Source organism: Bacillus sp. BS1807G30 (assembly GCF_040047675.1).
Taxonomy (GTDB): domain Bacteria; phylum Bacillota; class Bacilli; order Bacillales; family Bacillaceae; genus Bacillus; species Bacillus altitudinis.
Genome location: NZ_CP157353.1, coordinates 2,391,505 through 2,417,149 on the forward strand (window position 1 = coordinate 2,391,505; position 25,645 = coordinate 2,417,149).

The following is a 25,645-nucleotide window of genomic DNA, read 5'->3' on the forward strand; positions in this document are numbered from 1 at the left end:
CTCTAAGCAGGCGGGCTGTTTATTTATCATTCACACGTGTAATCGGAATATCTTTTAACAGTTTCATAATGACATGACCACCCATGATCAGTCCAGCCACAGATGGAACAAAAGCATTGGATGACGGCGGCATTTGTGCCTTACGAATTTTCGCTTCATCATTTCCAACTTCTTTTCTCACATCTTCACGAATGACAATCGGACTTTCATCAGAGAAAATAACTTCAATTCCCTTACGAATGCCTTCCTTCCGCAGGCGTGTTCTGACGACTTTCGCAATTGGGTCTGTATGTGTTTTCGAGATGTCATCAATTTTAAAACGTGTCGGATCTGTTTTATTTGCAGCACCCATACTCGAAATAATGTTCACATCGCGTTTCAGGCACTCTTTCATTAAATGAATTTTATAATGAATTGTATCTGATGCATCAATGACATAATCAAGTGGATACTCAAAGAATTGTTCATATGTTTCTTCTGTATAGAACATTTTGAGCGCAACAACTTCACATTCTGGGTTAATGTCAGCAATTCTTGCCTGCATTAAGTCAACTTTAGGCTGACCAACCGTTGATAGCAAAGCTGGCAGCTGCCTATTTACATTTGTAATATCAATATCATCTTTATCAACAAGAACAATACGGCCAACACCTGAACGAGCAAGGGCTTCTACTGCAAAAGAACCTACGCCGCCTACTCCAAGCACTGCAACTGTACTGTTTTTTAATATATTTAAGCCTTCCTTGCCAATGGCAAGCTCGTTTCTTGAAAACTGATGTAACAAGTGCCTCACTCCACCTTTATTTAAAATGAATCGAAAGAATCATATCATATTCAGCATTCTCCGTCATCCTTCTCAAATAGAAAAAAACACAAAAAAGTCCCGATCACGCCGCCAGCTTTTCCTTCGTTTTGAACCCCGCACCATGCAGGTGGGTGCTTTCTTCCTCACTTTATAAGTCCTCAGAAGAGGCATTTATGCAGAAAGGAAAGGCAAGCTCCCGTAGAAAAAAATGTTCGGTCAAAACTAGGTAACCACCGTACGTATCAGGACTTTATTTATTGGTTGATGAAAGCATATCATAGGCATGTCCCTTTTTCAAGCGTTTACATGCCTATAAACATGCGCCTATTTTACTGTTTTACTTTTGTTTTAATAGCCAAACTCAGTTCATCTAGCTGCGCTGCGCTTACAGTGCCAGGAGCATCTGTGAGAACACAGCTTGCACTTGCCGTTTTCGGGAACGCAATGGTATCTCTTAGGTTAGATCGGCCGGCAAGCAGCATCACTAAGCGGTCAAGTCCAAGCGCAATTCCGCCGTGCGGAGGCACACCATGCTCAAATGCATCAAGAAGGAAGCCGAACTGATCGTACGCTTCTTCTTTAGAAAAGCCAAGTAAACCAAACATTTTCTCTTGAATGTCCTTTTCAAAAATACGAATAGAACCTCCGCCAAGCTCATAGCCGTTCAGCACAAGATCATACGCTTGAGCTTTCATATCTTCTGGACTTGTTTCAATTAATTCAAGATCATCCCGAACTGGCATTGTGAAAGGATGGTGGGCAGCATAGAAGCGGCCTTCTTCTTCATCCTTTTCAAGCAGCGGCCAATCGACTACCCATAAGAAATTGAAGACAGATTCATCGATGAGTTTAAGCTCTTTGCCAAGTTTTAAGCGAAGTGCGCCAAGCGCATCATGGACAACAGACGTCTTATCTGCAACAAAGAGTAAAAGGTCGCCTTCTTCAACTTGAAGCTGTTCTTTTAATTCTGCTTGTTTTGACTCATCAAAGAATTTAGCGATTGGTCCTTTTAACTCTGTCCCTTCAGCTTTTAGCCAAGCAAGACCTTTTGCACCATAGTTCGCTGCAAATGCACCAAGTGCATCGATGTCTTTTCTTGAGTAGTTTGCTGCAGCCCCTTTTACATTAATGGCTTTGACAGCTCCACCATTGTTTACAGCACCGCTGAAGACTTTGAAATCTGAGTCTTTTACCGTGTCTGAAATGTTGACAAGCTTCATGTCAAATCGGGTATCTGGCTTGTCAGAACCATAGGAATTCATCGCTTCATCATACGTCATACGAGGTAATGGCAATGTCAGGTCAACACCTTTGACATCTTTCATCACCTTTGCCATCATCTCTTCAGCAAGCGTCATGATGTCTTCTTGACTCATAAAGGACATTTCAATATCGACTTGTGTAAATTCCGGCTGACGGTCAGCACGTAAGTCTTCATCTCTAAAGCAGCGAGCGATTTGATAGTAGCGGTCCATCCCAGACACCATGAGCAATTGCTTAAATAATTGCGGAGACTGCGGCAGCGCATAGAATTCTCCTTCATGTACACGGCTTGGCACAAGATAGTCACGTGCACCTTCTGGCGTACTTTTTGTTAAAATTGGCGTTTCAATGTCTAGAAAGCCGTGATCATCTAAGAAATGGCGGAATGCTTTTGTGACTTCATGTCGCATTTTCATCGTTTCAAACATCGCAGGACGGCGAAGATCTAGGTAGCGGTATTTTAAGCGCACATCTTCTGATACCTCATCTGCTTGATCAGAAATCACAAATGGAGGCGTCTTGGCTTCATTTAAAACAGTGACCGTGTCGACTTGAATTTCAATTTTGCCTGTTTTTAAATTTGGGTTGATCGTGGCTTCTTCTCTTGCGACCACTGTCCCTTTAATATCAAGGACATATTCATTACGAATCGATTCTGCTGTCTCAAGAGCCTCTTTTGATTGGTCTGGATGAAAGACAACTTGCACAATGCCTGTACGATCACGCAGGTCAATAAAGATTAATCCACCAAGGTCACGACGTTTTTGTACCCATCCTTTTAATACAACTGTTTGACCGATTTGGTCTTCTGTTACTTCTCCACAATAAAAAGTTCTACCAAACACAAACATTCCACTCCTTCTTTACGCTTTCTGGTGGGCTTTCATCATTTGAATCAGCTCATCAAGCTTCACTTCAATTTGTTCACCCGTTGTCGTATCTTTTACATTTACAATTTGCTGCGCCAGCTCATCTTCACCAAGAACTGCAATAAACTTGGCTTTCGAGCGGTCTGCGGCTTTAAATTGTGCTTTTAGCTTTTTCCCTGTATAGTCCATTTCACTTGAAATGCCTTCTTTTCTTAGGCGATTCAATAAGCCAACAGCATAATCTTTTGCTTGATCTCCTAATGCCGCAATATATAAATCAATGCCGTCTTGAACAGGAAGCTCAATCTTCTCTGCATCAATCGCTGATAGGAAACGTTCAATACTCATCGCAAAGCCGATACCTGGTGATTCAGGACCGCCAATTCCTTCAACAAGTCCATCATAACGGCCGCCGCCGGCTAATGTTGTGATTGCCCCAAAGCCTTCTGCATTACTCATAATCTCAAAGGCTGTGTGATTGTAATAATCAAGACCGCGCACTAAGTTCGAATCGACGACATATTCAATGCCTAGATCGGTTAAGTATTGTTTTACTTTTTCAAAATAAGTCCGTGATTCTTCATTTAAGTAATCTTGAATGGATGGTGCCGTTGCCATCAGTTCGTGGTCGCGGTCCTTTTTACAATCAAGAATACGTAATGGATTTTGATGTAAACGAATTTGGCAGTCGTGACAGAATTCATCAATTCTTGGTTCAAAATGCTCGACAAGTGCTTGGCGGTAATCAGCACGGCTTTCTTTGTCACCAAGGCTGTTAATGACGAGTTTTAAGTTGGAAAGACCCGCTTTCTCATACACACTCATCGCTAATGAAATGACCTCTGCATCAATGGCAGGATCTTTTGAACCGATCGCTTCAATTCCGAATTGATAAAATTGACGATATCTTCCCGTTTGCGGACGCTCATAGCGGAACATTGGTCCAATGTAGTACAGCTTTGTAGGCTGTGCAGGCTGTGCAAACAGTTTATTTTCAACATAAGAACGGACAGTTGAAGCTGTTCCTTCTGGGCGAAGTGTGATGCTACGTCCTTTTTTGTCTTCAAATGTGTACATCTCTTTTTGAACGATATCTGTTGACTCACCTACTCCTCGTGCAAACAGTTCCGTATGCTCAAAAATCGGTGTGCGGATTTCTTTGTATTGAAAGGCTGCACATGTATCTCTCGCAATTTGTTCAACATACTGCCAGCGTTCTGATTCTCCCGGTAAAATATCCTGTGTGCCTCTTGGAATATTAAAACTCATTTTTCGTCCTCCTACGACCATCATTCATTTTTTATGTGGACATATAAAAAACCCCCGCCTCTACTATGTGTATAGTAGGGACGAGAGTTATACCCGTGGTGCCACCCTAGTTGGAACATGATCTAGCCATGTTCCCGCTCAAATCCTTAACGCAGATTCACGTTCTCCGCCTAATGACTCATTTTTTGAGTGTTCAGCAGGAAACCTACAGAGTGTTCTTTCGTGATAAATGCCATGCGGATTCGCTTTCAGCCTAAGGCGATTCCTCTCTGCTCACGCAATTTACCCTACTATTCTCTATCATCAGTTCCACATTTTAAATTTTCAAGTGTGTTGATTTATATTATAATAAGGTCGGTGCTGCCACTCTGTCAACCCTTGCCGTGCCTCTTTTTCTTTTCCAGCTCTTCTTTTGACGTGCATCCGTATTCAGATGCCGTTTCTTCAAGGAAGCCTGGTTGATCCATTTCGTCGTGCTGCCAGCGATCGATATCACGATGTCCATTATATTGCACTCGTCCTAATTTTCTGCTTAATCTCATGTTTGTACATCCTTTTATCACATTTTTATCTAGTATAAACAGATTGATTCATTTTTATTAGGGAAACTGCAAGGAATTCATCCATTACATAACGAATTAACATTCATCGGTTTTACAAGGGAGGGGAAAACACCGTTTTGAATCTGAAAACACACCATCACATGATATTGCTGCTCACCTGTTTTGTCCTCATTGCCAGCACTTGGCCAGTGACACATGCGACGGCTCAAACAGATCAAGCTGTCGTTGCAACAGATGAAATCAATGTGCGAACCGGACCTGGTTTAAGCTACGGGATCGCAGCAGTTGTGAAACGAGGAGAAAGCTATCCCATTCTCACTGAACAAGGAGAATGGGTGCAGATCGGGCTATCGAACGGACAAAAAGGCTGGGTCGTCTCATGGCTGATTACCAAGTCATCTGATGCACAAAAGCCTGTTAAGCAAAAGACGCAAGGTCAAAGTACGCAAGGTAGCAGTTCGATTACGTCAACAGCCTCTGACCTTCGCATTCGGACAGGCCCAGGGACTTCCTATCAAGTCATTGGCACTTTCCCGCAAGGCGCTTCCGCTAAAAAGCTGGACACAAGCGGCGAATGGACAAAAATATCGTACAAACAAGCGGAAGGCTGGGTCCACTCTGATTATATTTCCGGCGGACAAAACGCTTCTTCATCCAGTTCAGCTGAGCCCGCTCGTTCTAAACAGTCCGGCACAGTTGGCGTATCAAGCTTGAATGTTCGAAAATCGGCGGCACCAAATGCACAAGTAGCCGCTTCACTTTCCCGCAACACTCAAGTCACCATTTTACGGGAGCAAAATGGCTGGTATGAAATCGAAGCAAAAGGCGTTAAAGGCTGGGTTGCAAGTTATTATATTGTTTCAAGCCAAGGAACAAGTTCAGCACCTGAAAAGAATTCATCCTCTTCGTCATCTCATCAGAAAGCGTACATCGTTTATGATGGAACGAATATTAGAAAAAGCGCTTCTACCTCTGCTGGTATTGCAGAAAGAGGAACAAAAGGAGCTGCTTATCAAATTGTTCGTACGCAAGGTGACTGGTACGAGGTGACATTATCAAACGGCGGAACAGGCTACGTGGCGAGCTGGGTCGTTCAAACAAAGAAAAATAGCAGCGAAGCACCAAGACCTCAGCAGGATTCATCGTCTAGCACTGGATCTTTAAAAGGCAAAACAATTGTTCTTGATCCTGGTCATGGCGGAAAAGACAGCGGCACGATCGGCGCAGACGGTGCATTTGAAAAGAATATCACGATCAAAACCGCTCATTTGCTGGCGGGTAAGTTAAGAGCTTCTGGAGCAAATGTCTATTTAACAAGAAGTGATGATACATTCATCAGCCTTCAATCGAGGGTTGCCACTTCACATTACCGAAATGCAGATGCATTTATTAGTCTTCATTATGATAGCTTTATGGACCCAAGTATCAGAGGGAGCACCGCATATTATTATCAGGCATCCAAAGATCAACGTCTGGCGACAAGCGTTCATACTGAAGTCGCAAAACGATCACAGATCCCTGATAAAGGAGTCAAATTTGGAGATTATTTTGTTTTAAGAGAAAACAAACGCCCTTCCCTTTTATATGAACTCGGCTATTTAAGCAATCCTCAAGAAGAAGCGATCATTTATAGCGCCTCTTACCAAGAACGAGTGACAGAAGGAATGACAGAAGGATTAAAACAATATTTCCGATAGAAAAAAGAGGCCGCTGCGCCTCTTTTTTGATACCAAAAGAAAAAGACTCTAAACAAACTCTCAGCAAGAGTTTATCTACAGTCTAATGTCTTTCTATTCTTTGCTGTCCATCAACATGGTGACAGGCCCCGAATTGGTCAATGAGACGTCCATCATCGCCCCAAAACGTCCAGTTTCAACATGGATGCCTTTTTCTCTAAGCGTTTCATTGAAGCATTCGTAAAGTGAATTCGCCACATCCGGTTTGGCAGCTTTCATAAAGTTCGGCCGTCTGCCTTTTCTCGTATCACCATAAAGGGTAAATTGAGACACAGACAGTACACTTCCTTTTACATCTAACAAAGAATGATTCATTTTCCCGTTTTCATCTTCAAAAATACGCAAGTGTGCGAGCTTTTCAGCTAAGTAATGCACATCTTCTTCTGTGTCTTCATGTGTAACCCCAACGAGCACCATATAGCCTTCATTGATGGCACCTGTGATCTCTTCTTCTACTTTCACAGATGCACTCGTCACACGCTGAACAACAAGCCTCATAGACGATATACTTCCTTTCTAATTCATAAATCGGCGAACTGAGTAAATGTCTTTGATTTGTTTAATACGTTCCACTACTTTATGCAAATGATTAATATTTTGGATAAAAATAGCCATATGAATCGTCGCTACTTTGTTCCGATCCGACTTCCCAGAAACAGAGGAAATGTTTGTTTTCGTTTCATTCACCGCTTGAAGCACCTCATTAAGTAAGCCGCGTCGATCGTATCCTAATATCTCAATTTCCACATTGTATTCTTTACGGTTTCGAGCAGGCTGTTCGTGCTCCCACTCAACCGGAATTAACCGCTCCTGCGCTTCTCCTGTCTTCACGTTTGGGCAGTCCTCACGGTGAACAGATACGCCACGGCCTTTTGTAATAAAGCCAACAATGCTATCACCAGGAACAGGATTACAACACTTAGATAAACGGACAAGCAAGTTATCAATTCCTTTCACTCGTACGCCAGCTTCGCGTTTTTTCCCGTGATATGGTTTTGACTCTACAGACACTTCTTGAACGGTTTTCTCTTGTTCTTCCTGATCTCTTTGTTTTCTTTCTTTTTCCGTTAAACGATTCGCCACTTGGAGTGCCGTAATTCCGTTATAACCGACAGCTGCATACATGTCCTCTTCATTTGAGAAATTAAATTTATCGGCCACTTTTTGCAGATTTTCAGCTGTCAAAATGTCTTTGACATCGAACTCAAGGTTTTTGATTTCTTTCTCCACAAGTTCTCGGCCTTTTTCGACATTTTCTTCACGGCGCTGTTTCTTGAAAAACTGTCTGATCTTGTGCTTCGCTTGGGAGGTTTGGGCAAGTTTTACCCAATCCTGGCTTGGTCCATAGCTATGCTTAGATGTCAGAATTTCAATAATGTCACCTGTTTTTAGCTTATGATCAAGTGTGACCATTTTACCGTTGACCTTGGCTCCGATTGTTTTATTCCCAATTTCCGAATGAATCCGGTATGAGAAATCAATTGGAACAGAACCAGACGGCAGCTCTATGACGTCTCCTTTTGGTGTAAATACAAACACCATATCAGAGAAAAGATCAATTTTTAACGATTCCATAAATTCTTCCGCATCTGTGGATTCATTTTGGAATTCAAGGATTTCTCTAAACCAAGACAGCTTCTTCTGGAAAACGGCTTCTTCCGTCGATTCTGCTGACTCTTTGCCTTCTTTATACGCCCAGTGTGCGGCAATTCCGTATTCCGCAATTTCGTGCATTTCCACTGTACGAATCTGAACTTCAAGCGGGTCCCCTTTTGGACCAATCACCGTTGTATGAAGAGACTGATACATGTTCGGCTTTGGCATCGCAATATAATCCTTAAATCTGCCTGGCATCGGCTTCCAGCACGTATGAATAATACCAAGTACCGCATAGCAGTCTTTAATGCTGTCAACCAAAATACGTACAGCCAGCAAATCATATATTTCATTAAACTGCTTATTTTGCATGACCATTTTGCGATAAATACTATAAATATGTTTCGGTCTGCCGGAGAATTCAGCCTTAATGTTCACCTCAGACACGCGGTCTTTCACTTCATTGACAACCTCGTCCAAGTATTCTTCACGTTCCGCTCGTTTGCGCTTCATGAGATTCACAATCCGGTAGTATTGCTGCGGATTTAAATAGCGGAGGGCTGTATCTTCAAGCTCCCACTTAATCTTTGAAATCCCTAATCTGTGCGCAAGCGGTGCAAAGATCTCAAGGGTTTCATTTGAAATTCTTCGCTGCTTTTCCTGCGGAAGATGTTTGAGTGTTCTCATATTGTGAAGACGGTCTGCCAGCTTAATTAAGATGACGCGAATATCCTGCGCCATTGCAACAAACATTTTACGATGGTTTTCAGCCTGTTGTTCTTCTTGTGATTTATATTTAATCTTTCCGAGCTTTGTCACACCATCAACAAGCATGGCCACTTCTTCGTTAAAATGCTCTTTTAAATCTTCTAATGTCACATCCGTGTCTTCGACAACATCATGCAAGAAGCCGCCTGCAATGGTCGAAGGGTCCATTTCAAGATCAACAAGAATTCCCGCCACTTGAATAGGATGGATAATATAGGGCTCACCGGATTTCCGGTATTGTTCCTTGTGAGCATTTTCAGCATATTCGTATGCACGCTCTATAAATTGAATATGTTCAGCGGACAGGTATTCTCTTGCCTTATCAATGACCTGCTGCGCCGTTAAAACTTGTTCGTTCGCCATGGAATCACCTTTTTAAATGAAAACTGTATTGTAGTTTATTATCAAGAAAAATTCGATAGATGTAAAGAGAAGAAGTCCGCTAAAAGATTTTTGATAGGAAAAAAGCACCCTTCTTACTGAGTGCTTTTTGCGTAAAACTCCATTAGTATTGCATTAACGTCAAGATGTCGTAACCGTCAAGCTTCTTTCTACCATCAAGATACGTCAGCTCAATTAAAAATGCAATCCCTGCCACAACGCCGCCTAATTCCTCAACCAGCTTGATGGACGCTTCAATCGTTCCACCTGTCGCAAGCAAATCATCTGTGATCAGTACACGCTGACCAGGACGAATTGCATCTTTATGAATCGTTAATACATCTTTACCGTATTCCAAACCGTAATCGACTTTGATGACTTCACGAGGAAGCTTTCCTTCTTTACGAACTGGGGCAAAACCTACACCAAGTGCGTATGCTACAGGGCAGCCAATAATGAATCCACGCGCTTCAGGTCCAACAATCAGATCAATGTCTCTTTCCTTCGCGTATTCAACGATTTGATCCGTTGCATAACGGTACACTTCGCCTTTATCCATTAACGTTGTAATATCTTTAAATTGTACACCTTCCTTTGGGTAGTCAGGTACAACTGTCACATATTGTTTTAAATCCATCTTTTCCTTTTCCTCCTCGTACGTCAAAGCACAGGTGAGACTTCGCTCATCATGCTATTCAGCCATTCCTTCAGCTCTTTGGCTGAGGAATATGTTAGTGTTTGATCGAGTTCCATCAATCGTTGTTTTGCTGTATAAGACGATGATGCGGTTAAATCTTTTTTAGGGGCATCACGCACTATTGACAGCACACCATTCTCTATTTTAACAAAACCGAGTTCAAAAAACACCTTTGTCATAAAAATGATTGTATCTTTTGTCCAACCTCTATGTTTGGCAAGCTCCATGCCTTGTTCTTTAATAGGAAAACTTCCCCGTTTGAACAAGAACCCATAAAACCATTTGAATTGATCACGGCTCGGGAATGAGGACATAAAGTGATCTTCTTTCCGCTGAAACACCGTATAAATTCTTGCTGGTTGTTGGTTTTCTAAAAGCAGCTTGAGCAAGTGTTCATCGGCAGGAACATCGGCAAAGATCACATACTTTTCCTGCACATCAAACGTGGATACATTTTCTGCATCAATAAGATGAATCGGAATATCCACCAGCTCCGATTGCTTTTTTGTTTCTTCGTCAAAACAGAAGACCATCGTTTTTGCTGGATCAAGTGTTGATACTTTCTTTTCCCAATCTTTTTTCCCGCGCAAATCAAACAGCTGCCATTCATCGACTCTAGCGTCTTTTAGCATGAGCTGAGGTTTCTTTCGGTTATTCCATTCATTAATCGAGACCTCGCCAACAACAGAAATTAGACTCCCCGGGACAAGTTCTTCTTTTAGTTTACCTTGGTGAAAACCGACACAGTCGAGCAGCTTGTCTTCGTCTTTTAGTGACATTTTAATGTGATTTTGATTGGCCCCGATCGTTCGGATGTCTTCAAGCTTGGCGTCTTCAATCATAATGAACGGCTTAGGATTCTGCATGCCAAACGGGGACAGCAGTCCCACTTCTTCAATGGCTTGCACCGTCATTTCGTCCACTTTACATACTGCATCGACCCGTTGAATTGGAATAAAATCTTCTTCTGTCAACGTTTCATTTGCATATTGATTCAATCTTTCCCTAAGTAAAGGAACATCATCCGCTTGAAGTGTCATTCCTGCTGCCATCGGGTGTCCACCGAAATGCGGCAGGATGTCACGGCACTTGCTCAAATGGAAAAATAAATCAAAGCCAGGAATACTTCGTGCTGACCCTTTCGCCATCTGCGTTTCTTCGTCTATTCCAAGCACAATCGCCGGACGAGAAAATGTATCCGTCAATTTTGAGGCAACAATGCCGACAACGCCTGGATTCCAGCCAGCTTTTGCTACGACGATAGCAGACTGGTCAGCGCCTGTCTCTTCAACCATTTGAATGGCTTCTTCCGTGATCGTACTCACAATTTTCTGCCGTTCTTTGTTCAATTCTTGTACAAAACGAGCGAGTTCTTCTGCTTCATCCATATCCTCAGTCATGAGAAGATGAACAGCCGGATCTGCCTGCTCAATTCGTCCAACAGCATTCAGCCTTGGCGCAATTTGAAAGCCGATCGTTTCCTCATTTGCTTCTTCAAGAGTGGCGCCTGCTTCTTTTAATAACGCTTTTAACCCAGGCCGTCTAGATTGACGAAGCTGCATCAGGCCTTTTTTTGCAAGCCATCTATTTTCATCATGCAGCGGGACAAGATCGGCAATTGTACCGATTGCAGCAAGATCTAATAATTCTACTGGGAGTTTACCAAGGAGTGCATGTGCCACTTTAAACGCAACACCGACACCCGCAAGCTCTTTAAACGGATACTCACACCCAGGCTGCTTAGGATGTACAATCGCAAGTGCCTCAGGCAGTTCCTCGCTTGGTTCATGGTGATCTGTGATGATCAGGTCTAATCCTATTTCTTTTGCAATACGTGCTTCATTTACAGCAGCGATCCCTGTATCTACGGTGATAACAAGCGATGCCCCTTGCTCTTTGATATATCGGAAAGCCTGTTCGTTTGGCCCATATCCTTCTTTAAATCGATCTGGAATGTAAAAGTCTACCTTAGCAGATCGTTCTTTTAGTGTATGTAAAAGTACAGACGTACTTGTCACACCATCTGCATCATAATCTCCGAAGATCACAATCGATTCCTGCTCTTCGATCGCTTTGTTGATGCGCTCTACTGCTTCTTTCATTCCTTTTAATAAGAATGGATCATGAAATTCGGCTTTTTGATCAAATAAAAAAGACCTCGCTTCTTCTACTTCTTCGAGCCCTCTTTGTACAAGAAGTGATGCAGTCAGCGCTGAAATATTCAGATTTTCAGAGAGTGATTTCACTTTTTCTTCGCTAGGATGTTCATATTCCCAACGCATTTTGGATAATAACATAAATTCACCCCTCAACCACACTATTATACTAGAGTGGACTGAGGGGTTTCAATTTTTATTTTATGAAATGATACTGGAAGATTATTTTTCCTTCCGGTCAAAAGACGCTGGCTGTTCTTTTAAAGGTGTGACATTCGTTTTCTTTTGAACGTCTTTGTCCTCCTTTTTATGAGAAGAAGCAGGGCTTGCTTTAGCGGCTGCATGTTCAGCTTTTAATACTTTTAATTCACGTTTTAGTTTCACAATTTGGAAAATCCCTGCAAAAGCCACAATGAGTCCGCCCATAAGAACAGAACCGATAATGACAAGAATCAGCGGCCATTCAGCCGTTCCAAATAAGTAGTCTACCTGTACAGGCCGCACGTTAATGACAGCAAATACTGAGACAATTAATACGAAAATAAATGCGAGTATGATGGTCCATTGTTGTTTATTCATCTACAATTCCCCCAAGCTTTTTCTTTTATTCTTCCCTCTTTCTTGTCCTTTTTAAACACAGAAAGAAAATTGCGGAAGGTTTTCTATCAGCATGGGCGCTTAGCTGCTGAGTTTTTCTTTAATGAGGCTCTTTAATTCTTTTCTTTCTCCAGAGATGACAAGGGTGTCTCCTTCTTCAATCACCGTATCTGGTCCTGGGTTTAAAATTTTCTCATGTGATTTTCTCACAATGGCGATGACTGTCACTTGATAGTTTTGGCGAACACTCAGGTCTCCGATCGTCTGGTTAACAGCCGGTGCGTTCTTTTCAATCTTAAACCATTCAATGATGAGTTCATCAATGGCCACCTCCACTGTCTCAAGCGCTTTTGGTTTATAGACCATGCCGCCTAAAATAGCCGAGATTTGTCTTGCTTCTTCATCGCTAAGCAAGATACCAGAAATACATTCTTCGTGGTCATCTTCTTGAAAATGATACATCTCTCTTCTGCCGTCATCATGTGTGATAATGGCAAGCTTCTCATTATTTCTTGTGATCATTTCGGCTTTGTGACCGATACCTGGCAGTTCAGTTTCCCGAACCTTCATAACAGCCCCTCCAATGAATAAAAGCCAAATGCCCCAAACGGACACTTGCTTTCTATACTGATCTAAACGTATGTCATTATAGCAAAAGACCATTTCAAGATCAATGAAACCCGAAATGTTTTTACATATCATCTTATTGTTGTGACGATGACAAGTATGATGCATGAAAAAAAGACTGCCAAGCTGGCAGTCTTTCTTGTTTAAATATCTTGTTCTGTATCTATTTTAGCCGGCTTTTTCAGCTCACGGCCTTTCCATATCAGCCAAATTTGTGCCGCAATGTAAAGGGATGAATACACCCCTGTTAATAGGCCGACAAGTAAGGCGATGGAGAAGTTTGTAATAGATGCTGAACCGAAAATGAGAAGTGCAATCACCACTACAAGTACAGTGAGTACAGTGTTCACAGAACGCGTAAAGGTTTGCTGTAAACTTAAATTCACAATGTACGATAAATCTTCGATCGTTTTCGGTTTGCGTTTCTTCATTTGCTCACGCACCCTGTCGAAGGTGACAATCGTGTCATTGATCGAATACCCAATGACCGTGAGTATCGCTGCTATGAAGGTGACATCCACCTCTAAGCGCGTAATGCTAAAGAAGGCAACGATAAAGAATGCATCGTAAAGCAGAGAGACAATCGCTGCAATCGCCATTTTATACTCAAATCGGACGGATACATATAAGATAATCCCGATAGAAGCAATGATGATAGCGTATAATGCGTTACGCGCAAGCTCTTTTCCAACTGTCGGAGACACTGTACTTACGTTAGGCTCCGTTCCGTATTTATCTTTGAAGTAATCTTTCACTTCAGCGATTTTTTCTTTATTTGGAACACCGACAAATCGAGCTGCTGCTTGATTTTCTTTTTGACCCGATAACACAACACTGTCTGTCTCAAGGTCTAGCTTTTTAAAATCTTGCTCCACCTGTTCTGTTGACAGCTTATGGTCACTTTGAATATCAACTCTAGTACCACTTGCAAAGTCAATACCTGCATTGAGCTTGAAGATTGAAAGCACAATGATTCCAGCAATGGTAATGGCTGCTGAGAAAATCATAAAGCCTTTACGTTTGCTGACGAAATCCCATTTATCAAATGGTGTTTTCGGTTCAGTATTTTCAGTTGTTTCATGAATATCAATAATGTCTTTCTGACGAACCCCAAACCAGCCTTTTCTGCGGTCGAGATAGCGGCTTTCTACAAGTAATCCAAGAAGGAATCTTGATAGGAAGACAGCCGTGATAAAGCTTGTCAAAATCGATAGGATAAGCATGGTTGCAAATCCTTTGACAGAGCTTGTTCCAAAGAAGAACAGAACCCCTCCGGCAATGATACTTGTTAAGTTTGCATCAAAGATCGTGGCAAACGATCTGCGGTTACCCGATCTGAAAGCAGAACGGACAGATTTACCGAGCTTGAGCTCTTCTTTAATCCGTTCATACGTAATAATATTGGCATCAACAGCCATCCCTACCCCAAGAATCAATGCAGCGATTCCAGGCAGTGTCATGACCGCACCCATCCAGTCAAAGACTTGAAGTGTGATATAGATATAAGCTGACAGTGTAATGACAGCAACAAGACCTGGTAATCGGTAATAAAACAGCATGAATAAGAAGATAAATGCTATTCCTACAATTCCTGCGAAGACTGTTTCGTTTAGTGCTTGCTCACCAAACTGTGCACTCACAGATGTTGAATATTTTTCGGTTAATTTTACTGGCAATGCGCCGGCATTTAAAATGCTCGCAAGGTCTTTTGCCTCTTGAACCGTAAAGTTTCCTTCAATTTGTACGTCACTGCTGTTAATTTCTTGGTTTACATTCGGCGCAGATACATACTTGTGATTTGATTTAGAGACTTCTTTTTTGAAGGAATCTCCTTTATGATAATCAAGCCAAATAACAAGCTGATTATTTGGTGCCATCGCCGCTACTTTTTTTGTCACGTCACCAAACTTTTTCGCATCCTTTAGTTTGACCGTCACGATCGGCTCATTCGTTTGATTGAATGTTTGTTTTGCACCATTTTCAACAAGATCAGATCCGTTTAGAAGCTCTTTGTCATTCGTATCTCTGAAGGAAAGCTGTGCTTCAGTCGATAGAATCTCCCGTGCTCTGTTTTGATCTTTTACGCCCGCAAGCTGTACGCGGATACGGTTGTTTCCTTCGATCGAAATGTTCGGCTCACTGACCCCAAGCACGTTGGCTCTTCGGTTTAAAGCCTCTACTGTACTGACGAGAACACCATTTGTGATCTTGTCTTCTTTTTTCACTGGGTGTACATCATACAGAACTTCAAATCCACCCTGTAAGTCCAGCCCTAGCGTCATATCTTTCGCAACGGGCTTCGTTAATAAGCCCACACCAGTTCCGATTAACAGAACCACTAAGAAAAACGCAAGTATGCGCCCTTTTTTCATTATGTATTTCCTCCTTAAACACCTGAATCCATTTAGATGGCTTATTTCAACAGTTCGTCCAGCATATTCTTGCCATCTTCACTGTCCAAAAAAGCAGACGTTTTAAACGACTGAACGGTTGCATAGTTCATAAATTCGCCAATTTTCACAGATAAAATATCTGCAACCATTTCATGAATCGGATACTCTTGTTTTTTCTTCCACTTCTTATTCTCTAAGTATGACCATAATTCCTCTAAATCTACATCTTTATAGCCCAAAACGATGAATTCTTCAAGCTTACTGAACAGAAAAGGCTTTAAATGGTCTTTGTATATAGCAGCCGGATGTTGTGTCAATGTGAGGCTCCCCCTTTTCAGTTTTTTATCGAGAGACTTGTCATGCTTGGACGATATACACGCATATCTTATTGTATATGATTCTATGTCGTTTGAGAAGGCAGGTGATCTGTGATTTGACGAAGCAAACGTTTTTAAAAGGGACCATTATTTTAATTTTAGCAGGTTTTATTACAAGAATATTGGGTTTTGTCAATCGAATTGTGATTGCAAGGTTCATTGGTGAAGAAGGCGTAGGGCTTTATATGATGGCAGCGCCTACCTTTTTTCTCGCCGTGACGCTAACTCAATTCGGACTTCCTGTTGCGATTAGTAAGCTAGTCGCAGAAGCAGAAGCCCGTGGTGACAAACAGAAAACAAAACGCATTCTAGTGATGTCCCTTGCGATAACAGGAACACTCAGCCTGATTTTCACGCCGCTCTTTTTATGGTTTGCCCCTATTATGGCGGAAAATATGCTGACAGATCCTAGAACGGTCTATCCTCTGCTTGCCATTACACCAGTCGTACCCGTTATTGCGATCTCTAGTGTGTTAAGGGGCTATTTCCAAGGAAGACAGCAAATGAGCCCGCTTGCGATGTCACAAGTACTAGAACAGGTCGCAAGAATTTCACTCGTGGCAGTATGTACAACAGCGTTCCTGCCTTATGGAATTGAATATGCAGCAGCAGGCGCCATGATTTCATCTGTCATCGGGGAAATGATTTCACTTGCTTACTTACTGATTGCCTTTCGTTATAAAAAGACCATCCGTATCCGAAAACGTTTTTTCAAGGCAATTCATGATGGGAAGGATACGTTTAAACAGCTCATGAGTATTGCCCTGCCAACGACAGGCAGCCGTTTCATCGGCAATATCTCGTGGTTTTTAGAACCGATTGTCGTCGCGCAAAGCCTTGCGATTGCCGGTTATGCAGCTGTGGAAGCAACAAGGCAGTACGGAGAATTGACAGGACTTGCGCTCACCCTTTTGACACTTCCTAGTTTTATCACGTATTCTCTCTCCACCGCACTAGTTCCAGCGATTAGTGAGGGGATGGAACAGAACAAACGCAAAACGGTCGAATACCGGCTCAAGCAGGCGATGCGCCTTTGTTTATTAAGCGGGGGCATTTCATGTATTATCCTTTTCGTGTATGCAGAAAATTTAACCCTCTTCATGTATGGTTCATCTCATGCCGCTGTCTATGTAAAATTCATGGCCCCCTTCTTTTTGCTCTATTACTTTCAAGGGCCGTTGCAGGCTGTCCTTCAAGCATTAAATTTAGCTGGGGCAGCGATGACCAACAGCTTGATAGGAGCTGTTGTGAAAACAGGCATGATCTTTGTTCTTGCTTCACAGCCAAGCTTTGGCATTATGGGCGCAGCGCTTGCGATACTCATCGGCATCGTCCTTGTCACATTACTCCATGCGGCAACTGTCGGTAAAGTGCTGCCTATTCATTTACCATTAAAAGAATATGGACTTTGCGTCCTTGTGATCATCGGTACTGGGGCAGTCAGTTTATGGATGAAACATCAAGCGAGCGGACTCTTTTCCGCCCCTTTGGAGCTTGTCATGATGATCTTTTTGACGTGCGTGCTGTATGTCATTCTATTAATCTGTCTTGGGCTAGTGAAACGAGAAGAGCTACGCCGCATCCCGTTTATTGGGAAGCTGCTTTAGCTCATTCTTTCTTGATCACTTCATCTTTCAAATCAATATAAAAATCCTTCTGATTAAAGCTACAGTAGGAGATCTGCTCGATGTCATCATAGCCTCTTTTGGCAAGCTCCTTTATCAGCCACTGTTCATCATGGTTGATCTGCTTGAGATGATCATGCTGAACCACACCGTCTGCAATAAGAGGGAGCTCAAGCGCTGCATGTTTGCGCTTGTTTTCTTTTTCAACAACGGCGAGCTTCCCTGAAGGCTCTAAGATGGCATATGAGACATCCTGGATACTATCGATGTTATTTTCTCTTAATTGAATCAGCAAATCATCAAAATTGTATCGCTGTTTTCTCATCGCACCCTCATCTATTTTTCCGTTGATGATGAGCAGGGCTGGCTTACCGTCGAGAAAACGCCGGACACCTTGAAATTTTAATGACAAATAGGCAAGGGTGATTTGAATGAAGGTTAACAGCAGGATCGGCCATACTGTATGTAACATGTGATCCTCTACTTCTTCTATGGCGAGCACCGCAATTTCAGCGATCATCATAAAAATAACAAGATCTAAAATACTCAGTTCCCCAATCTCCCTTTTGCCCATTAAACGAAAGATAAACCAAATGAGAAAATATAAAATGATCGTTCTCATGGAGATAATTAAGATGTCCTGCATATGATGTAAACCCTCCTTCTCCACCATAGCTTGTGTCAAAACACTTTATTTATGTAGAAAAGAAAGCCTCGGTTTTTATCACGAGAACATGTCTATTTTTTCTCCTCCGTGAATACATTTTAGTAAAAGACAAGCTTCGGTCAATTGGAGAGGAGACGAATCACATGCAGGAAACGAAACAAATAGGAAAAGGCATTTTATCTGGCTTAATTGCTATTTTTGTCGTGATGATTGTGACAAGCTTACTTGTATCACTGATGCTTACCTTCACAAGTATGCAGGAATCATCGTTTAAATGGATGATCATGATCTTGTCCTTTGCGGCACTTTTTCTAGGAGGAATGATTTCTGGAGGGAAAGCAAAGGAACGAGGCTGGCTCATTGGCGCCATGACCTCTTTTATCTTTTCACTCACTGTCTTTTTATTTCAATATTTAGGGTTTGGAGAAACCTTTTCACCAGAACAATTCATCTATCATGCAGCCTTTTTGGGAATTTGTATGCTAGGGGGAATGATTGGCGTCAATCTTCGGGGCAAATAAAAAAAGAGCGAATGATATCGCTCTTTTTTTATCGCTATGTATTGGAGGATTAGCCTTTGTCAGCTAATTCTCTAATAGCACGTCGGTCGAAAGTTAAACGGTTGTTTTCGCTTGTTTTGATGACCACTTTTGATTCATCAATGTAGTCGATTTCACCGTGTAAACCACCGATTGTGACGATTTTATCGCCTTTTGATAAAGATTGCTGCATCTGACGCACAGCTTTTTGTTGCTTTTGCTGTGGACGGATTAACAAGAAGTAAAGCACAGCAAACATGACAACAATCATAATGATTGAACCCATACCACCATCCATTCTATCTCACCCCTTTCTAAAGCATTGTAAAGCCTTTCGTTTATGCGTTAAAAGTTTTTCGCATTCGGTTTGTTAAAACCATAACGCTCAAAAAACTCTTCTCTAAAATCACCTAAACGATCCTCACGGATAGCTTCTCTCACTTGCTCCATTAATTTTAACAGAAAATGAAGATTATGATAAGTTGTTAATCGAATTCCGAACGTCTCATTTGTACGGATTAAATGTCTAATATAAGCGCGTGTGTAGTTTTTGCATGTGTAGCAGTCACAGTTTTCATCGATTGGTCTGAAATCTCGCTCATATTTAGCATTTTTCACAACAAGGCGTCCTTCACTTGTCATCAGCGTACCGTTTCTTGCAATTCGCGTAGGCAGTACACAGTCAAACATATCGACACCGCGAATCGCACCGTCAATTAATGAATCTGGCGAGCCGACACCCATTAAGTACCTTGGCTTGTCTGCCGGTAAATATGGCGTTGTAAACTCCAGCACACGGTTCATCACATCTTTTGGTTCACCAACAGATAAACCTCCAATGGCGTAGCCTGGGAAATCAAGTGAAACAAGATCTTTTGCACTTTGTTTACGAAGCTCTTCGTATTCTCCGCCCTGCACAATGCCAAACAGCCCTTGATCCTCTGGACGCTGGTGCGCTGTTAAGCAGCGCTCTGCCCATCTGCTTGTCCGCTCTACAGAACGTTTCATATAATCGTACTCTGCTGGATACGGAGGGCATTCGTCAAATGCCATCATAATATCTGAGCCGAGCGCATTTTGAATCTCCATCGCTTTTTCAGGAGAAAGGAACAACTTATCTCCATTTAAGTGATTACGGAAGTGAACGCCTTCTTCTTCAATTTTTCTAAATTCACTCAAAGAAAACACTTGGAAACCGCCTGAATCTGTTAGAATCGCTCGATCCCAGTTCATAAATTTGTGCAGGCCGCCTGCTTCTTTGACAATGTCATGCCCCGGGCGCAGCCATAAATGATACGTATTGCTTAAAATGATGCCTGCTTCCATTGCTTTTAACTCTTCAGGCGCCATTGTTTTCACTGTAGCCAGTGTACCAACTGGCATAAATACAGGTGTTTCAAAGGAGCCGTGCGGTGTATGAATGCGTCCAAGACGTGCACCTGTTTGTTTGCATGATTTAATGAACTCATAACGTATCGGTAATTGCGACAAAAATGAGCCCTCCTGTCTTTGTTGTATAATGTTATTGAATCAGCATGGCATCGCCAAAACTGAAGAATCGGTATTCCTCTTTTACAGCCTCATTGTACGCTTTTAGGACGTGTTCTCGTCCAGCTAATGCACTGACAAGCATAATTAAAGACGATTTTGGCAGGTGGAAATTCGTGATCATGCCATCAATTGCCTTAAATGTATAGCCTGGATAAATAAAAATCGACGTCCAGCCGCTTGACGCTTTGAATTCACCATCATAAGCACTTGCAATGGTTTCAAGCGTTCTTGTCGAAGTTGTTCCGACTGAAATAATTCGCCCGCCTTCTTTGCGCACGCGATTAAGCTCTTCTGCCGTTTCTTCATTCATTTCGTAAAACTCTGCGTGCATTTCATGTTCTTCAATGCGTTCAGCACTGACCGGTCGAAATGTGCCAAGCCCAACATGGAGCGTAATAAACGCAATATGCACTCCTTTTGCTTTAAGAGCATCTAGCAGTTCATTTGTAAAGTGAAGACCGGCAGTAGGCGCAGCAGCAGAACCAACTTCTTTGGAATAGACGGTTTGATAACGCTCACGATCGTCAAGCTGCTCTTTAATGTACGGAGGCAGCGGCATTTCACCTAAGGATTCAAGTACTTCATAAAAAATGCCTGTATACTGAAACTCAACTTTTCTTCCGCCATGTTCCAGTTCTTCTGTACATACCGCTTTTAATCGTCCATCACCAAATGTAATGACTGTTCCGTTTTTCACACGTTTTGCTGGTTTCACGAGCGTTTCCCATTTGTCTCCTTCTTCTTGTTTCAAAAGAAGCAGCTCCACTTTAGCACCCGTATCCTCTTTCGTTCCAAACAGACGTGCAGGCAATACACGAGTATTGTTTAAAACGAGACAATCACCCTTTTGAAAGTAATCTGTGATTTGCGAGAATGTATCATGTGTGATGTCACCTGTTTGTTTATTTAAGACCATCAGTCTTGATGCATCTCGTTTTTCAAGCGGCACTTGTGCAATCAATCTTTCTGGTAGATCAAAATCAAATAGTTCTAACTTCATTTCCTTCACCTATTCTGTAGTTAACTAGTTAACGTTATTTCATCCGTCCGAAGACATTGAGTAAAATGGTTAGGACGATGCTAATGACAATGCATGTAATCACAGGAAAAAAGAACGTTACGTTCCCTTTTTTCACGAAAATATCGCCTGGAAGTTTCCCAACCAATTGAAACACTAAACCTGCGGCAAAAAGGACACCACCTAAAATCATCAACATTTTAGGGAATTCAGTCACGAATCGGAACCTCCATATGAAAATGTTCATACGCTTCTCTTGTGACGACCCGCCCTCTTGGTGTTCTTTGCAGAAAACCAATTTGCAGTAAATACGGTTCGTACACATCTTCAATCGTATGTGATTCTTCTCCAATTGTCGCTGAGATCGTATCAAGTCCAACAGGACCGCCTCTAAATTTTTCAATCATACTTAAAAGCAGTTTATGATCGATATGATCAAGTCCGAGTCTGTCAACTTGCAGACGCTCAAGAGCATCTTCTGCAATGTCTTGTGTGATCGCATGATTTCCAAGCACCTGCGCAAAATCTCTTACTCTTCTGAGCAGACGATTGGCGACCCTCGGTGTACCTCTAGATCTTCTTGCAATCTCTTCAGCTGAACGAATGTCGATCCCAATCTCAAACAGCTCGGCTGTTCTTGCTACAATGTGAGCCAAATCTCTTTGCTCATAGTATTCCAATCTTGCATGAACCCCAAACCTATCACGAAGCGGCGCTGTTAAAAGCCCAACACGGGTTGTAGCACCTACAAGCGTAAATGGCGGTAAATCAAGCCGCACAGAGCGTGCTGTATCTCCTTTTCCAATCACGATATCTAGACAAAAATCCTCCATCGCTGGATATAGCACTTCCTCTATTGAACGCTGCAAGCGATGAATTTCATCAATAAACAGAACATCGCCAGGTTCAAGAGATGTTAAGATCGCCGCCAAATCGCCAGGGCGTTCAATCGCTGGTCCAGACGTTGTACGCAGCTGAACATTCATTTCATTGGCAATGATCGATGCAAGCGTTGTTTTCCCAAGTCCCGGCGGTCCATATAAAAGAACGTGATCCAGCGTTTCCTGCCTCATTCGGGCAGCTTCAATAAATACGCTGAGATTATCCTTTACTTTCTGCTGGCCGATATATTGACTAAGCGTCTGTGGACGCAGACTTTGCTCAATGGCTGATTCATGGTTGTCTGCTTCAGTTGAGACGAGCCGTTCATCCATGAGACATCACCCTATTTCAACATTTTTTGTAAAGCTTTTTTCACATATTGATCGGTTGTAAGATTCTTCTCTTCTTTTAATAAAGGAAGAACCTTTTTGATTTCACGATCACCATACCCAAGGACACTTAAGGCTTCAACCGCTTCATCTAAAGCGCTTTGCTGTGTTTCAATTTGAATATGATCCTCGTGGTTAAATAAGTTTCCTATCATTTCAGGCACCACATCTGCGAGCTTCCCTTTCAGATCTAGAATGATCTGACGTGCTGTTTTTTTGCCAACACCCGGGAATTTAATGAGGAAAGCTTCATCCTCTCGTTCGATCGCTGAAATGACAGCGCCAGGGTCACCGGAAGCAAGAATCGCAAGCGCACCCTTCGGTCCAATCCCTGTGACATTTAACAGTTTTGTGAACAACGCTTTTTCTTCTCGTGTTTGAAATCCATATAACGAAAAAGCGTCTTCCTTTATGTAATGATACGTATAAATCGTTTCTTGTTTTGTTACTCGATAGATAAACGGATTTGGGGTATAGACTTGATATCCCACTCCGCCATTTTCAATGACAACATATTGCGGGCACACATAATCAATGGTCCCTTTTACAAACTCTATCACCGTTTTCACCTCTTTGACTGTTCTCCATTGTAACATAAATCGAAGAGAAAACCGTAATAAAAGTTAACATACGTTCGCTCAGCCTTTTTTCATCGTCAACTCATGAAAAAGAGCTTGCGGTCTTCACACCAGCAAGCTGTCATACGATTAAAACGATTGTTCATTTCGGTAAGGTTTCATGACTTCAAGCACATGCTCAAATTCATCTTTTGTTCGAAACGGAATGCCTTGTGCAAGCTGTTGCTCTACATGACTTTCCAAGCGGGACGTATCAATTTGAAAAAAGAGATGAATAGGCTCCGCCCACCCGTCAGGCCTTCCATGAAACGTAGAAATCACGCCGTCTTCTGATAATCCGATATATCCATTTGCTTTACTCAAAGGCGATATATCGTCAATTTGCTTTCTAAAAAGGGCAAAATCCTCTCGCTGTTCTACCAATGTCCAGCCCTTATACTGGGCCCAAAATGAGTCTTTGTCTTCTAATGATGCCCGCTGTCTTTCAATACTCACATCGCCGTCTAGATAGACCTTTTCAAGCTGAACGTTGATGGTTTTTGACTCTTTTTGCAAGTGTTCTGCTGCTTCCATATCAAGAGCGAAAAAGAGTACACTTGTCATGATAAGCCCTGTAACGAAATACTTTATTTTCACTTTCACTATTTACACCTCTTTAGAACATAAGATCGATGCATGACATATGTAGTTTGACCCATTTTGCTAAACATTAACCAAATCGATGTCTTGACACATATTGAGCGTCTTTCGTTGTATCCTTCGTGCGTAAATGTTATGTTTTATACAATCCATTGCTCTACCGAATCACATCGTTTTTTCATCATTCGTTTTTCAGCCGCATAAACTGAAACCAAAGAAGGTGAAGTCAATGTCAGATGTCAAAAGATTAGCCGAATCGATTCAGTATCAAGAAGAAAAGCGTTTTAATAAGCTCGTCTTTAAACCGGCTGAGCTTGAGCTGTGCGGCAAAGGAAGAAGTGCTTATGTATTTTCATACAAAAAAGACGGCAAAAAAATGGCGTTAAAAGTCTTTTTTCCTTCTTATCGAAACATCGCCCGCAAAGAGGCTGCAATTTATGAAAAACTTTCCGGCTCCTCATATTATCCTGAGATTTACGAGTCTGGGGATCAGTATATTTTAATGGAATATATTAAAGGTTATACTTTCTATGAATGCCTGACAAAAGGAATTCCGATCAAAAAACAAATGATTGAACAAGTAGATGATGCGCTGGAAGAAGCACGCGCGAAAGGTTTAAATCCTTCTGATATTCATCTGCGAAATTTAATTTTAACAAAGGATGGCCGCGTCAGGGTCATTGACGTCGCCCGCTTCACGCAAACGAAAACATGTCATCAATGGGATGATTTAAAAGCTGCATACGCCTATTATCAAAAACCTTTTTTCCCTAAAAAAGCGCCGCGTCTGTGGCTTGAAGTGATTGCCTATTTGTATAAGAAAAACTGGCTGTCTCGAGGTCAGCTGAACAATCGAAATGATTTTACTGCATAATGAAAGCCGCTCGAAAAGAGCGGCTTTCAGATTGTTGACAAAGGGCTAAAATGAACTTTATTTTAGCCCTTTGTCTTCTTTTCAGCGTGATAGAAAACCTTTGCAGTCTAGGAAGGACGAGTACCGGCGCGGAGCGAATTTGACATTCGTGAGCACCGGCACGCAGGACTGACACCGAATGCGAGGGTTTGTCTACACGCTGAAAGCCGCTCTCTTTGAGCGGCTTTTCGTTTTATTCTGTTTCTACATGGATACTATTCACATTTAATAGGTTAATGATTTCATTATTCAGCTTAAACCAATGATTGGCTTCCTCAATTTTTTTATACACATCATAGGTAGCTGGACGTTTCAGCTCGAAATCGAGCACTTCCCCATTGTTCATATGAAATGTTACCTTAAATACTTTCATCATAAGATCACCTTCCACTCTGTCTTGTTCACTAACCGGATCGGTCAGCTCTTTTCATTCATTCTCTATTCAATCCGTTTCCCCTGCTTCTTTCCTTCTAAACACAAGAAGTTTAAATTTTGTTTAAATTCGCACAACATATCTATCTATATACTCTTCAAAAGAAGTATATTGAATGAAAAGGAGGCTGCCTTTATGAAACAAAAGAAAAAACGAACATCTCCAGAGAGACAAACAGTCCTGTTTCATTTAACAGATGCCCTCATCCCAAGTATTGAAACGATGGCGATTGCAGTTAGAGCATTTTTGCACCTCGTGAGAAAAGCCATTTCAGCCGTTTTATAAAAACCCCGCACTAGAGGAGTGCGAGGTTT

Annotated in this window: 26 protein-coding genes, 1 other RNA gene and 1 other annotated feature; of the genes, 5 read left to right on the plus strand and 22 right to left on the minus strand. The window is 41.9% G+C overall.

Annotated features, from left to right (window positions below):
• Positions 1–19 precede the first annotated feature (19 nt).
• The 5 genes from ABG082_RS12345 to ABG082_RS12365 all read right to left on the minus strand — a co-directional run bounded on the left by ABG082_RS12345 (position 20) and on the right by ABG082_RS12365 (position 4,748).
• The gene (locus ABG082_RS12345) at positions 20–784 is read right to left on the minus strand and encodes a tRNA threonylcarbamoyladenosine dehydratase (protein ID WP_348936142.1); all 765 of its coding nucleotides are present in this window, start codon (positions 782–784) and stop codon (positions 20–22) included.
• 92 nt (positions 785–876) lie between these two features.
• Positions 877–1,057: non-coding RNA, 6S RNA (ssrS, locus tag ABG082_RS12350), on the minus strand.
• 77 nt (positions 1,058–1,134) lie between these two features.
• Positions 1,135–2,913 (minus strand): aspartate--tRNA ligase, encoded by a 1,779-nt coding sequence (gene aspS / locus ABG082_RS12355; protein WP_026050119.1) that lies wholly within the window; start codon positions 2,911–2,913, stop codon positions 1,135–1,137.
• 18 nt (positions 2,914–2,931) lie between these two features.
• Positions 2,932–4,206, minus strand: a complete 1,275-nt coding sequence (gene hisS / locus ABG082_RS12360; protein ID WP_348936143.1) for a histidine--tRNA ligase — start codon at positions 4,204–4,206, stop codon at positions 2,932–2,934.
• A gap of 73 nt (positions 4,207–4,279) precedes the next feature.
• Positions 4,280–4,519: a binding site (T-box leader), on the minus strand.
• Positions 4,520–4,577: 58 nt separating this feature from the next.
• Positions 4,578–4,748, minus strand: a complete 171-nt coding sequence (locus tag ABG082_RS12365; RefSeq protein WP_003216250.1) for a YrzK family protein — start codon at positions 4,746–4,748, stop codon at positions 4,578–4,580.
• Positions 4,749–4,885: 137 nt separating this feature from the next.
• Here ABG082_RS12365 and ABG082_RS12370 point away from each other — a divergent pair, with 137 nt between their 5' ends.
• Positions 4,886–6,466 (plus strand): SH3 domain-containing protein, encoded by a 1,581-nt coding sequence (locus ABG082_RS12370; protein ID WP_348936144.1) that lies wholly within the window; start codon positions 4,886–4,888, stop codon positions 6,464–6,466.
• Positions 6,467–6,559: 93 nt separating this feature from the next.
• Here ABG082_RS12370 and dtd read toward each other — a convergent pair whose 3' ends face one another.
• From dtd to ABG082_RS12410, 8 genes are all read right to left on the minus strand, one after another.
• The gene (dtd, locus tag ABG082_RS12375) at positions 6,560–7,003 is read right to left on the minus strand and encodes a D-aminoacyl-tRNA deacylase (protein ID WP_008342725.1); all 444 of its coding nucleotides are present in this window, start codon (positions 7,001–7,003) and stop codon (positions 6,560–6,562) included.
• An 18-nt stretch (positions 7,004–7,021) separates the two neighbouring features.
• Positions 7,022–9,232 carry a bifunctional (p)ppGpp synthetase/guanosine-3',5'-bis(diphosphate) 3'-pyrophosphohydrolase gene (locus ABG082_RS12380; RefSeq protein ID WP_007501480.1) on the minus strand — a complete coding sequence of 737 codons (2,211 nt, stop codon included), beginning with the start codon at positions 9,230–9,232 and terminating at the stop codon, positions 7,022–7,024.
• 142 nt (positions 9,233–9,374) lie between these two features.
• Positions 9,375–9,887: an adenine phosphoribosyltransferase gene (locus ABG082_RS12385; protein WP_008342729.1), complete on the minus strand. Its 513-nt coding sequence runs from the start codon at positions 9,885–9,887 to the stop codon at positions 9,375–9,377.
• Positions 9,888–9,910: 23 nt separating this feature from the next.
• The gene (recJ, locus tag ABG082_RS12390; RefSeq protein ID WP_099496644.1) at positions 9,911–12,244 is read right to left on the minus strand and encodes a single-stranded-DNA-specific exonuclease RecJ; all 2,334 of its coding nucleotides are present in this window, start codon (positions 12,242–12,244) and stop codon (positions 9,911–9,913) included.
• Between the two features lie 81 nt (positions 12,245–12,325).
• Complete coding sequence (locus ABG082_RS12395) at positions 12,326–12,682, minus strand: lipopolysaccharide assembly LapA domain-containing protein (protein WP_348936145.1); 357 nt, start codon at positions 12,680–12,682, stop codon at positions 12,326–12,328.
• A gap of 99 nt (positions 12,683–12,781) precedes the next feature.
• The gene (locus ABG082_RS12400) at positions 12,782–13,270 is read right to left on the minus strand and encodes a cation:proton antiporter regulatory subunit (protein WP_008342734.1); all 489 of its coding nucleotides are present in this window, start codon (positions 13,268–13,270) and stop codon (positions 12,782–12,784) included.
• A gap of 200 nt (positions 13,271–13,470) precedes the next feature.
• Entirely contained in the window at positions 13,471–15,699 is a 2,229-nt protein-coding gene (gene secDF / locus ABG082_RS12405) for a protein translocase subunit SecDF (RefSeq protein ID WP_342461853.1), read from the minus strand.
• A 41-nt stretch (positions 15,700–15,740) separates the two neighbouring features.
• Positions 15,741–16,037 (minus strand): post-transcriptional regulator, encoded by a 297-nt coding sequence (locus ABG082_RS12410; protein ID WP_003216788.1) that lies wholly within the window; start codon positions 16,035–16,037, stop codon positions 15,741–15,743.
• A gap of 116 nt (positions 16,038–16,153) precedes the next feature.
• On the opposite strand from ABG082_RS12410, the gene spoVB reads away from it, so the two are divergent.
• Positions 16,154–17,704 (plus strand): stage V sporulation protein B, encoded by a 1,551-nt coding sequence (spoVB, locus tag ABG082_RS12415; RefSeq protein WP_019743030.1) that lies wholly within the window; start codon positions 16,154–16,156, stop codon positions 17,702–17,704.
• Position 17,705: 1 nt separating this feature from the next.
• On the opposite strand, the gene ABG082_RS12420 is transcribed toward spoVB, so the two are convergent.
• Positions 17,706–18,368 carry a DUF421 domain-containing protein gene (locus ABG082_RS12420; protein WP_019743031.1) on the minus strand — a complete coding sequence of 221 codons (663 nt, stop codon included), beginning with the start codon at positions 18,366–18,368 and terminating at the stop codon, positions 17,706–17,708.
• A 164-nt stretch (positions 18,369–18,532) separates the two neighbouring features.
• On the opposite strand from ABG082_RS12420, the gene ABG082_RS12425 reads away from it, so the two are divergent.
• Positions 18,533–18,910, plus strand: a complete 378-nt coding sequence (locus ABG082_RS12425; RefSeq protein WP_007501492.1) for a TIGR04086 family membrane protein — start codon at positions 18,533–18,535, stop codon at positions 18,908–18,910.
• Positions 18,911–18,959: 49 nt separating this feature from the next.
• On the opposite strand, the gene yajC is transcribed toward ABG082_RS12425, so the two are convergent.
• From yajC to ABG082_RS12460, 7 genes are all read right to left on the minus strand, one after another.
• A complete protein-coding gene (yajC, locus tag ABG082_RS12430) occupies positions 18,960–19,226 on the minus strand; it encodes a preprotein translocase subunit YajC (protein ID WP_003216659.1) in 267 nt (88 codons plus the stop codon).
• Positions 19,227–19,273: 47 nt separating this feature from the next.
• Positions 19,274–20,419 (minus strand): tRNA guanosine(34) transglycosylase Tgt, encoded by a 1,146-nt coding sequence (gene tgt / locus ABG082_RS12435; protein WP_348936146.1) that lies wholly within the window; start codon positions 20,417–20,419, stop codon positions 19,274–19,276.
• 31 nt (positions 20,420–20,450) lie between these two features.
• The gene (gene queA / locus ABG082_RS12440; protein WP_007501498.1) at positions 20,451–21,479 is read right to left on the minus strand and encodes a tRNA preQ1(34) S-adenosylmethionine ribosyltransferase-isomerase QueA; all 1,029 of its coding nucleotides are present in this window, start codon (positions 21,477–21,479) and stop codon (positions 20,451–20,453) included.
• A 34-nt stretch (positions 21,480–21,513) separates the two neighbouring features.
• On the minus strand, positions 21,514–21,714 hold the full coding sequence (locus tag ABG082_RS12445) for a DUF2905 domain-containing protein (protein WP_008342752.1): 201 nt from the start codon (positions 21,712–21,714) through the stop codon (positions 21,514–21,516).
• On the minus strand, positions 21,707–22,711 hold the full coding sequence (ruvB, locus tag ABG082_RS12450; RefSeq protein ID WP_007501501.1) for a Holliday junction branch migration DNA helicase RuvB: 1,005 nt from the start codon (positions 22,709–22,711) through the stop codon (positions 21,707–21,709). Before ruvB ends, ABG082_RS12445 begins: the two co-directional genes overlap by 8 nt.
• Positions 22,712–22,722: 11 nt before the next feature.
• On the minus strand, positions 22,723–23,328 hold the full coding sequence (ruvA, locus tag ABG082_RS12455) for a Holliday junction branch migration protein RuvA (protein WP_017358123.1): 606 nt from the start codon (positions 23,326–23,328) through the stop codon (positions 22,723–22,725).
• Between the two features lie 147 nt (positions 23,329–23,475).
• Entirely contained in the window at positions 23,476–23,988 is a 513-nt protein-coding gene (locus ABG082_RS12460) for an intercompartmental signaling factor BofC (RefSeq protein WP_348936147.1), read from the minus strand.
• A gap of 226 nt (positions 23,989–24,214) precedes the next feature.
• Here ABG082_RS12460 and ABG082_RS12465 point away from each other — a divergent pair, with 226 nt between their 5' ends.
• Complete coding sequence (locus ABG082_RS12465; RefSeq protein ID WP_017367714.1) at positions 24,215–24,859, plus strand: serine/threonine protein kinase; 645 nt, start codon at positions 24,215–24,217, stop codon at positions 24,857–24,859.
• A gap of 232 nt (positions 24,860–25,091) precedes the next feature.
• On the opposite strand, the gene ABG082_RS12470 is transcribed toward ABG082_RS12465, so the two are convergent.
• Positions 25,092–25,274 carry a hypothetical protein gene (locus ABG082_RS12470; protein WP_008342761.1) on the minus strand — a complete coding sequence of 61 codons (183 nt, stop codon included), beginning with the start codon at positions 25,272–25,274 and terminating at the stop codon, positions 25,092–25,094.
• Positions 25,275–25,466: 192 nt separating this feature from the next.
• On the opposite strand from ABG082_RS12470, the gene ABG082_RS12475 reads away from it, so the two are divergent.
• Entirely contained in the window at positions 25,467–25,616 is a 150-nt protein-coding gene (locus ABG082_RS12475) for a hypothetical protein (protein WP_008342763.1), read from the plus strand.
• The last annotated feature ends 29 nt before the right edge of the window (positions 25,617–25,645 follow it).

Bases quoted from the DNA above. Each gene is read 5' to 3' on its own strand.
- queA (WP_007501498.1), bottom strand. From the start codon at position 21,479: ATGAAGTTAGAACTATTTGATTTTGATCTACCAGAAAGATTGATTGCA.
- recJ (WP_099496644.1), bottom strand. From the start codon at position 12,244: ATGTTATTATCCAAAATGCGTTGGGAATATGAACATCCTAGCGAAGAA.
- ABG082_RS12470 (WP_008342761.1), bottom strand. From the start codon at position 25,274: ATGATGAAAGTATTTAAGGTAACATTTCATATGAACAATGGGGAAGTG.
- yajC (WP_003216659.1), bottom strand. From the start codon at position 19,226: ATGGATGGTGGTATGGGTTCAATCATTATGATTGTTGTCATGTTTGCT.
- ABG082_RS12365 (WP_003216250.1), bottom strand. From the start codon at position 4,748: ATGAGATTAAGCAGAAAATTAGGACGAGTGCAATATAATGGACATCGT.
- ABG082_RS12380 (WP_007501480.1), bottom strand. From the start codon at position 9,232: ATGGCGAACGAACAAGTTTTAACGGCGCAGCAGGTCATTGATAAGGCA.
- ABG082_RS12465 (WP_017367714.1), top strand. From the start codon at position 24,215: ATGTCAGATGTCAAAAGATTAGCCGAATCGATTCAGTATCAAGAAGAA.
- ABG082_RS12425 (WP_007501492.1), top strand. From the start codon at position 18,533: ATGCAGGAAACGAAACAAATAGGAAAAGGCATTTTATCTGGCTTAATT.
- ABG082_RS12395 (WP_348936145.1), bottom strand. From the start codon at position 12,682: ATGAATAAACAACAATGGACCATCATACTCGCATTTATTTTCGTATTA.
- ABG082_RS12420 (WP_019743031.1), bottom strand. From the start codon at position 18,368: ATGCAGGACATCTTAATTATCTCCATGAGAACGATCATTTTATATTTT.
- dtd (WP_008342725.1), bottom strand. From the start codon at position 7,003: ATGAGGCTTGTTGTTCAGCGTGTGACGAGTGCATCTGTGAAAGTAGAA.
- ABG082_RS12400 (WP_008342734.1), bottom strand. From the start codon at position 13,270: ATGAAGGTTCGGGAAACTGAACTGCCAGGTATCGGTCACAAAGCCGAA.
- hisS (WP_348936143.1), bottom strand. From the start codon at position 4,206: ATGAGTTTTAATATTCCAAGAGGCACACAGGATATTTTACCGGGAGAA.
- secDF (WP_342461853.1), bottom strand. From the start codon at position 15,699: ATGAAAAAAGGGCGCATACTTGCGTTTTTCTTAGTGGTTCTGTTAATC.
- ABG082_RS12475 (WP_008342763.1), top strand. From the start codon at position 25,467: ATGAAACAAAAGAAAAAACGAACATCTCCAGAGAGACAAACAGTCCTG.
- ruvB (WP_007501501.1), bottom strand. From the start codon at position 22,711: ATGGATGAACGGCTCGTCTCAACTGAAGCAGACAACCATGAATCAGCC.
- ABG082_RS12385 (WP_008342729.1), bottom strand. From the start codon at position 9,887: ATGGATTTAAAACAATATGTGACAGTTGTACCTGACTACCCAAAGGAA.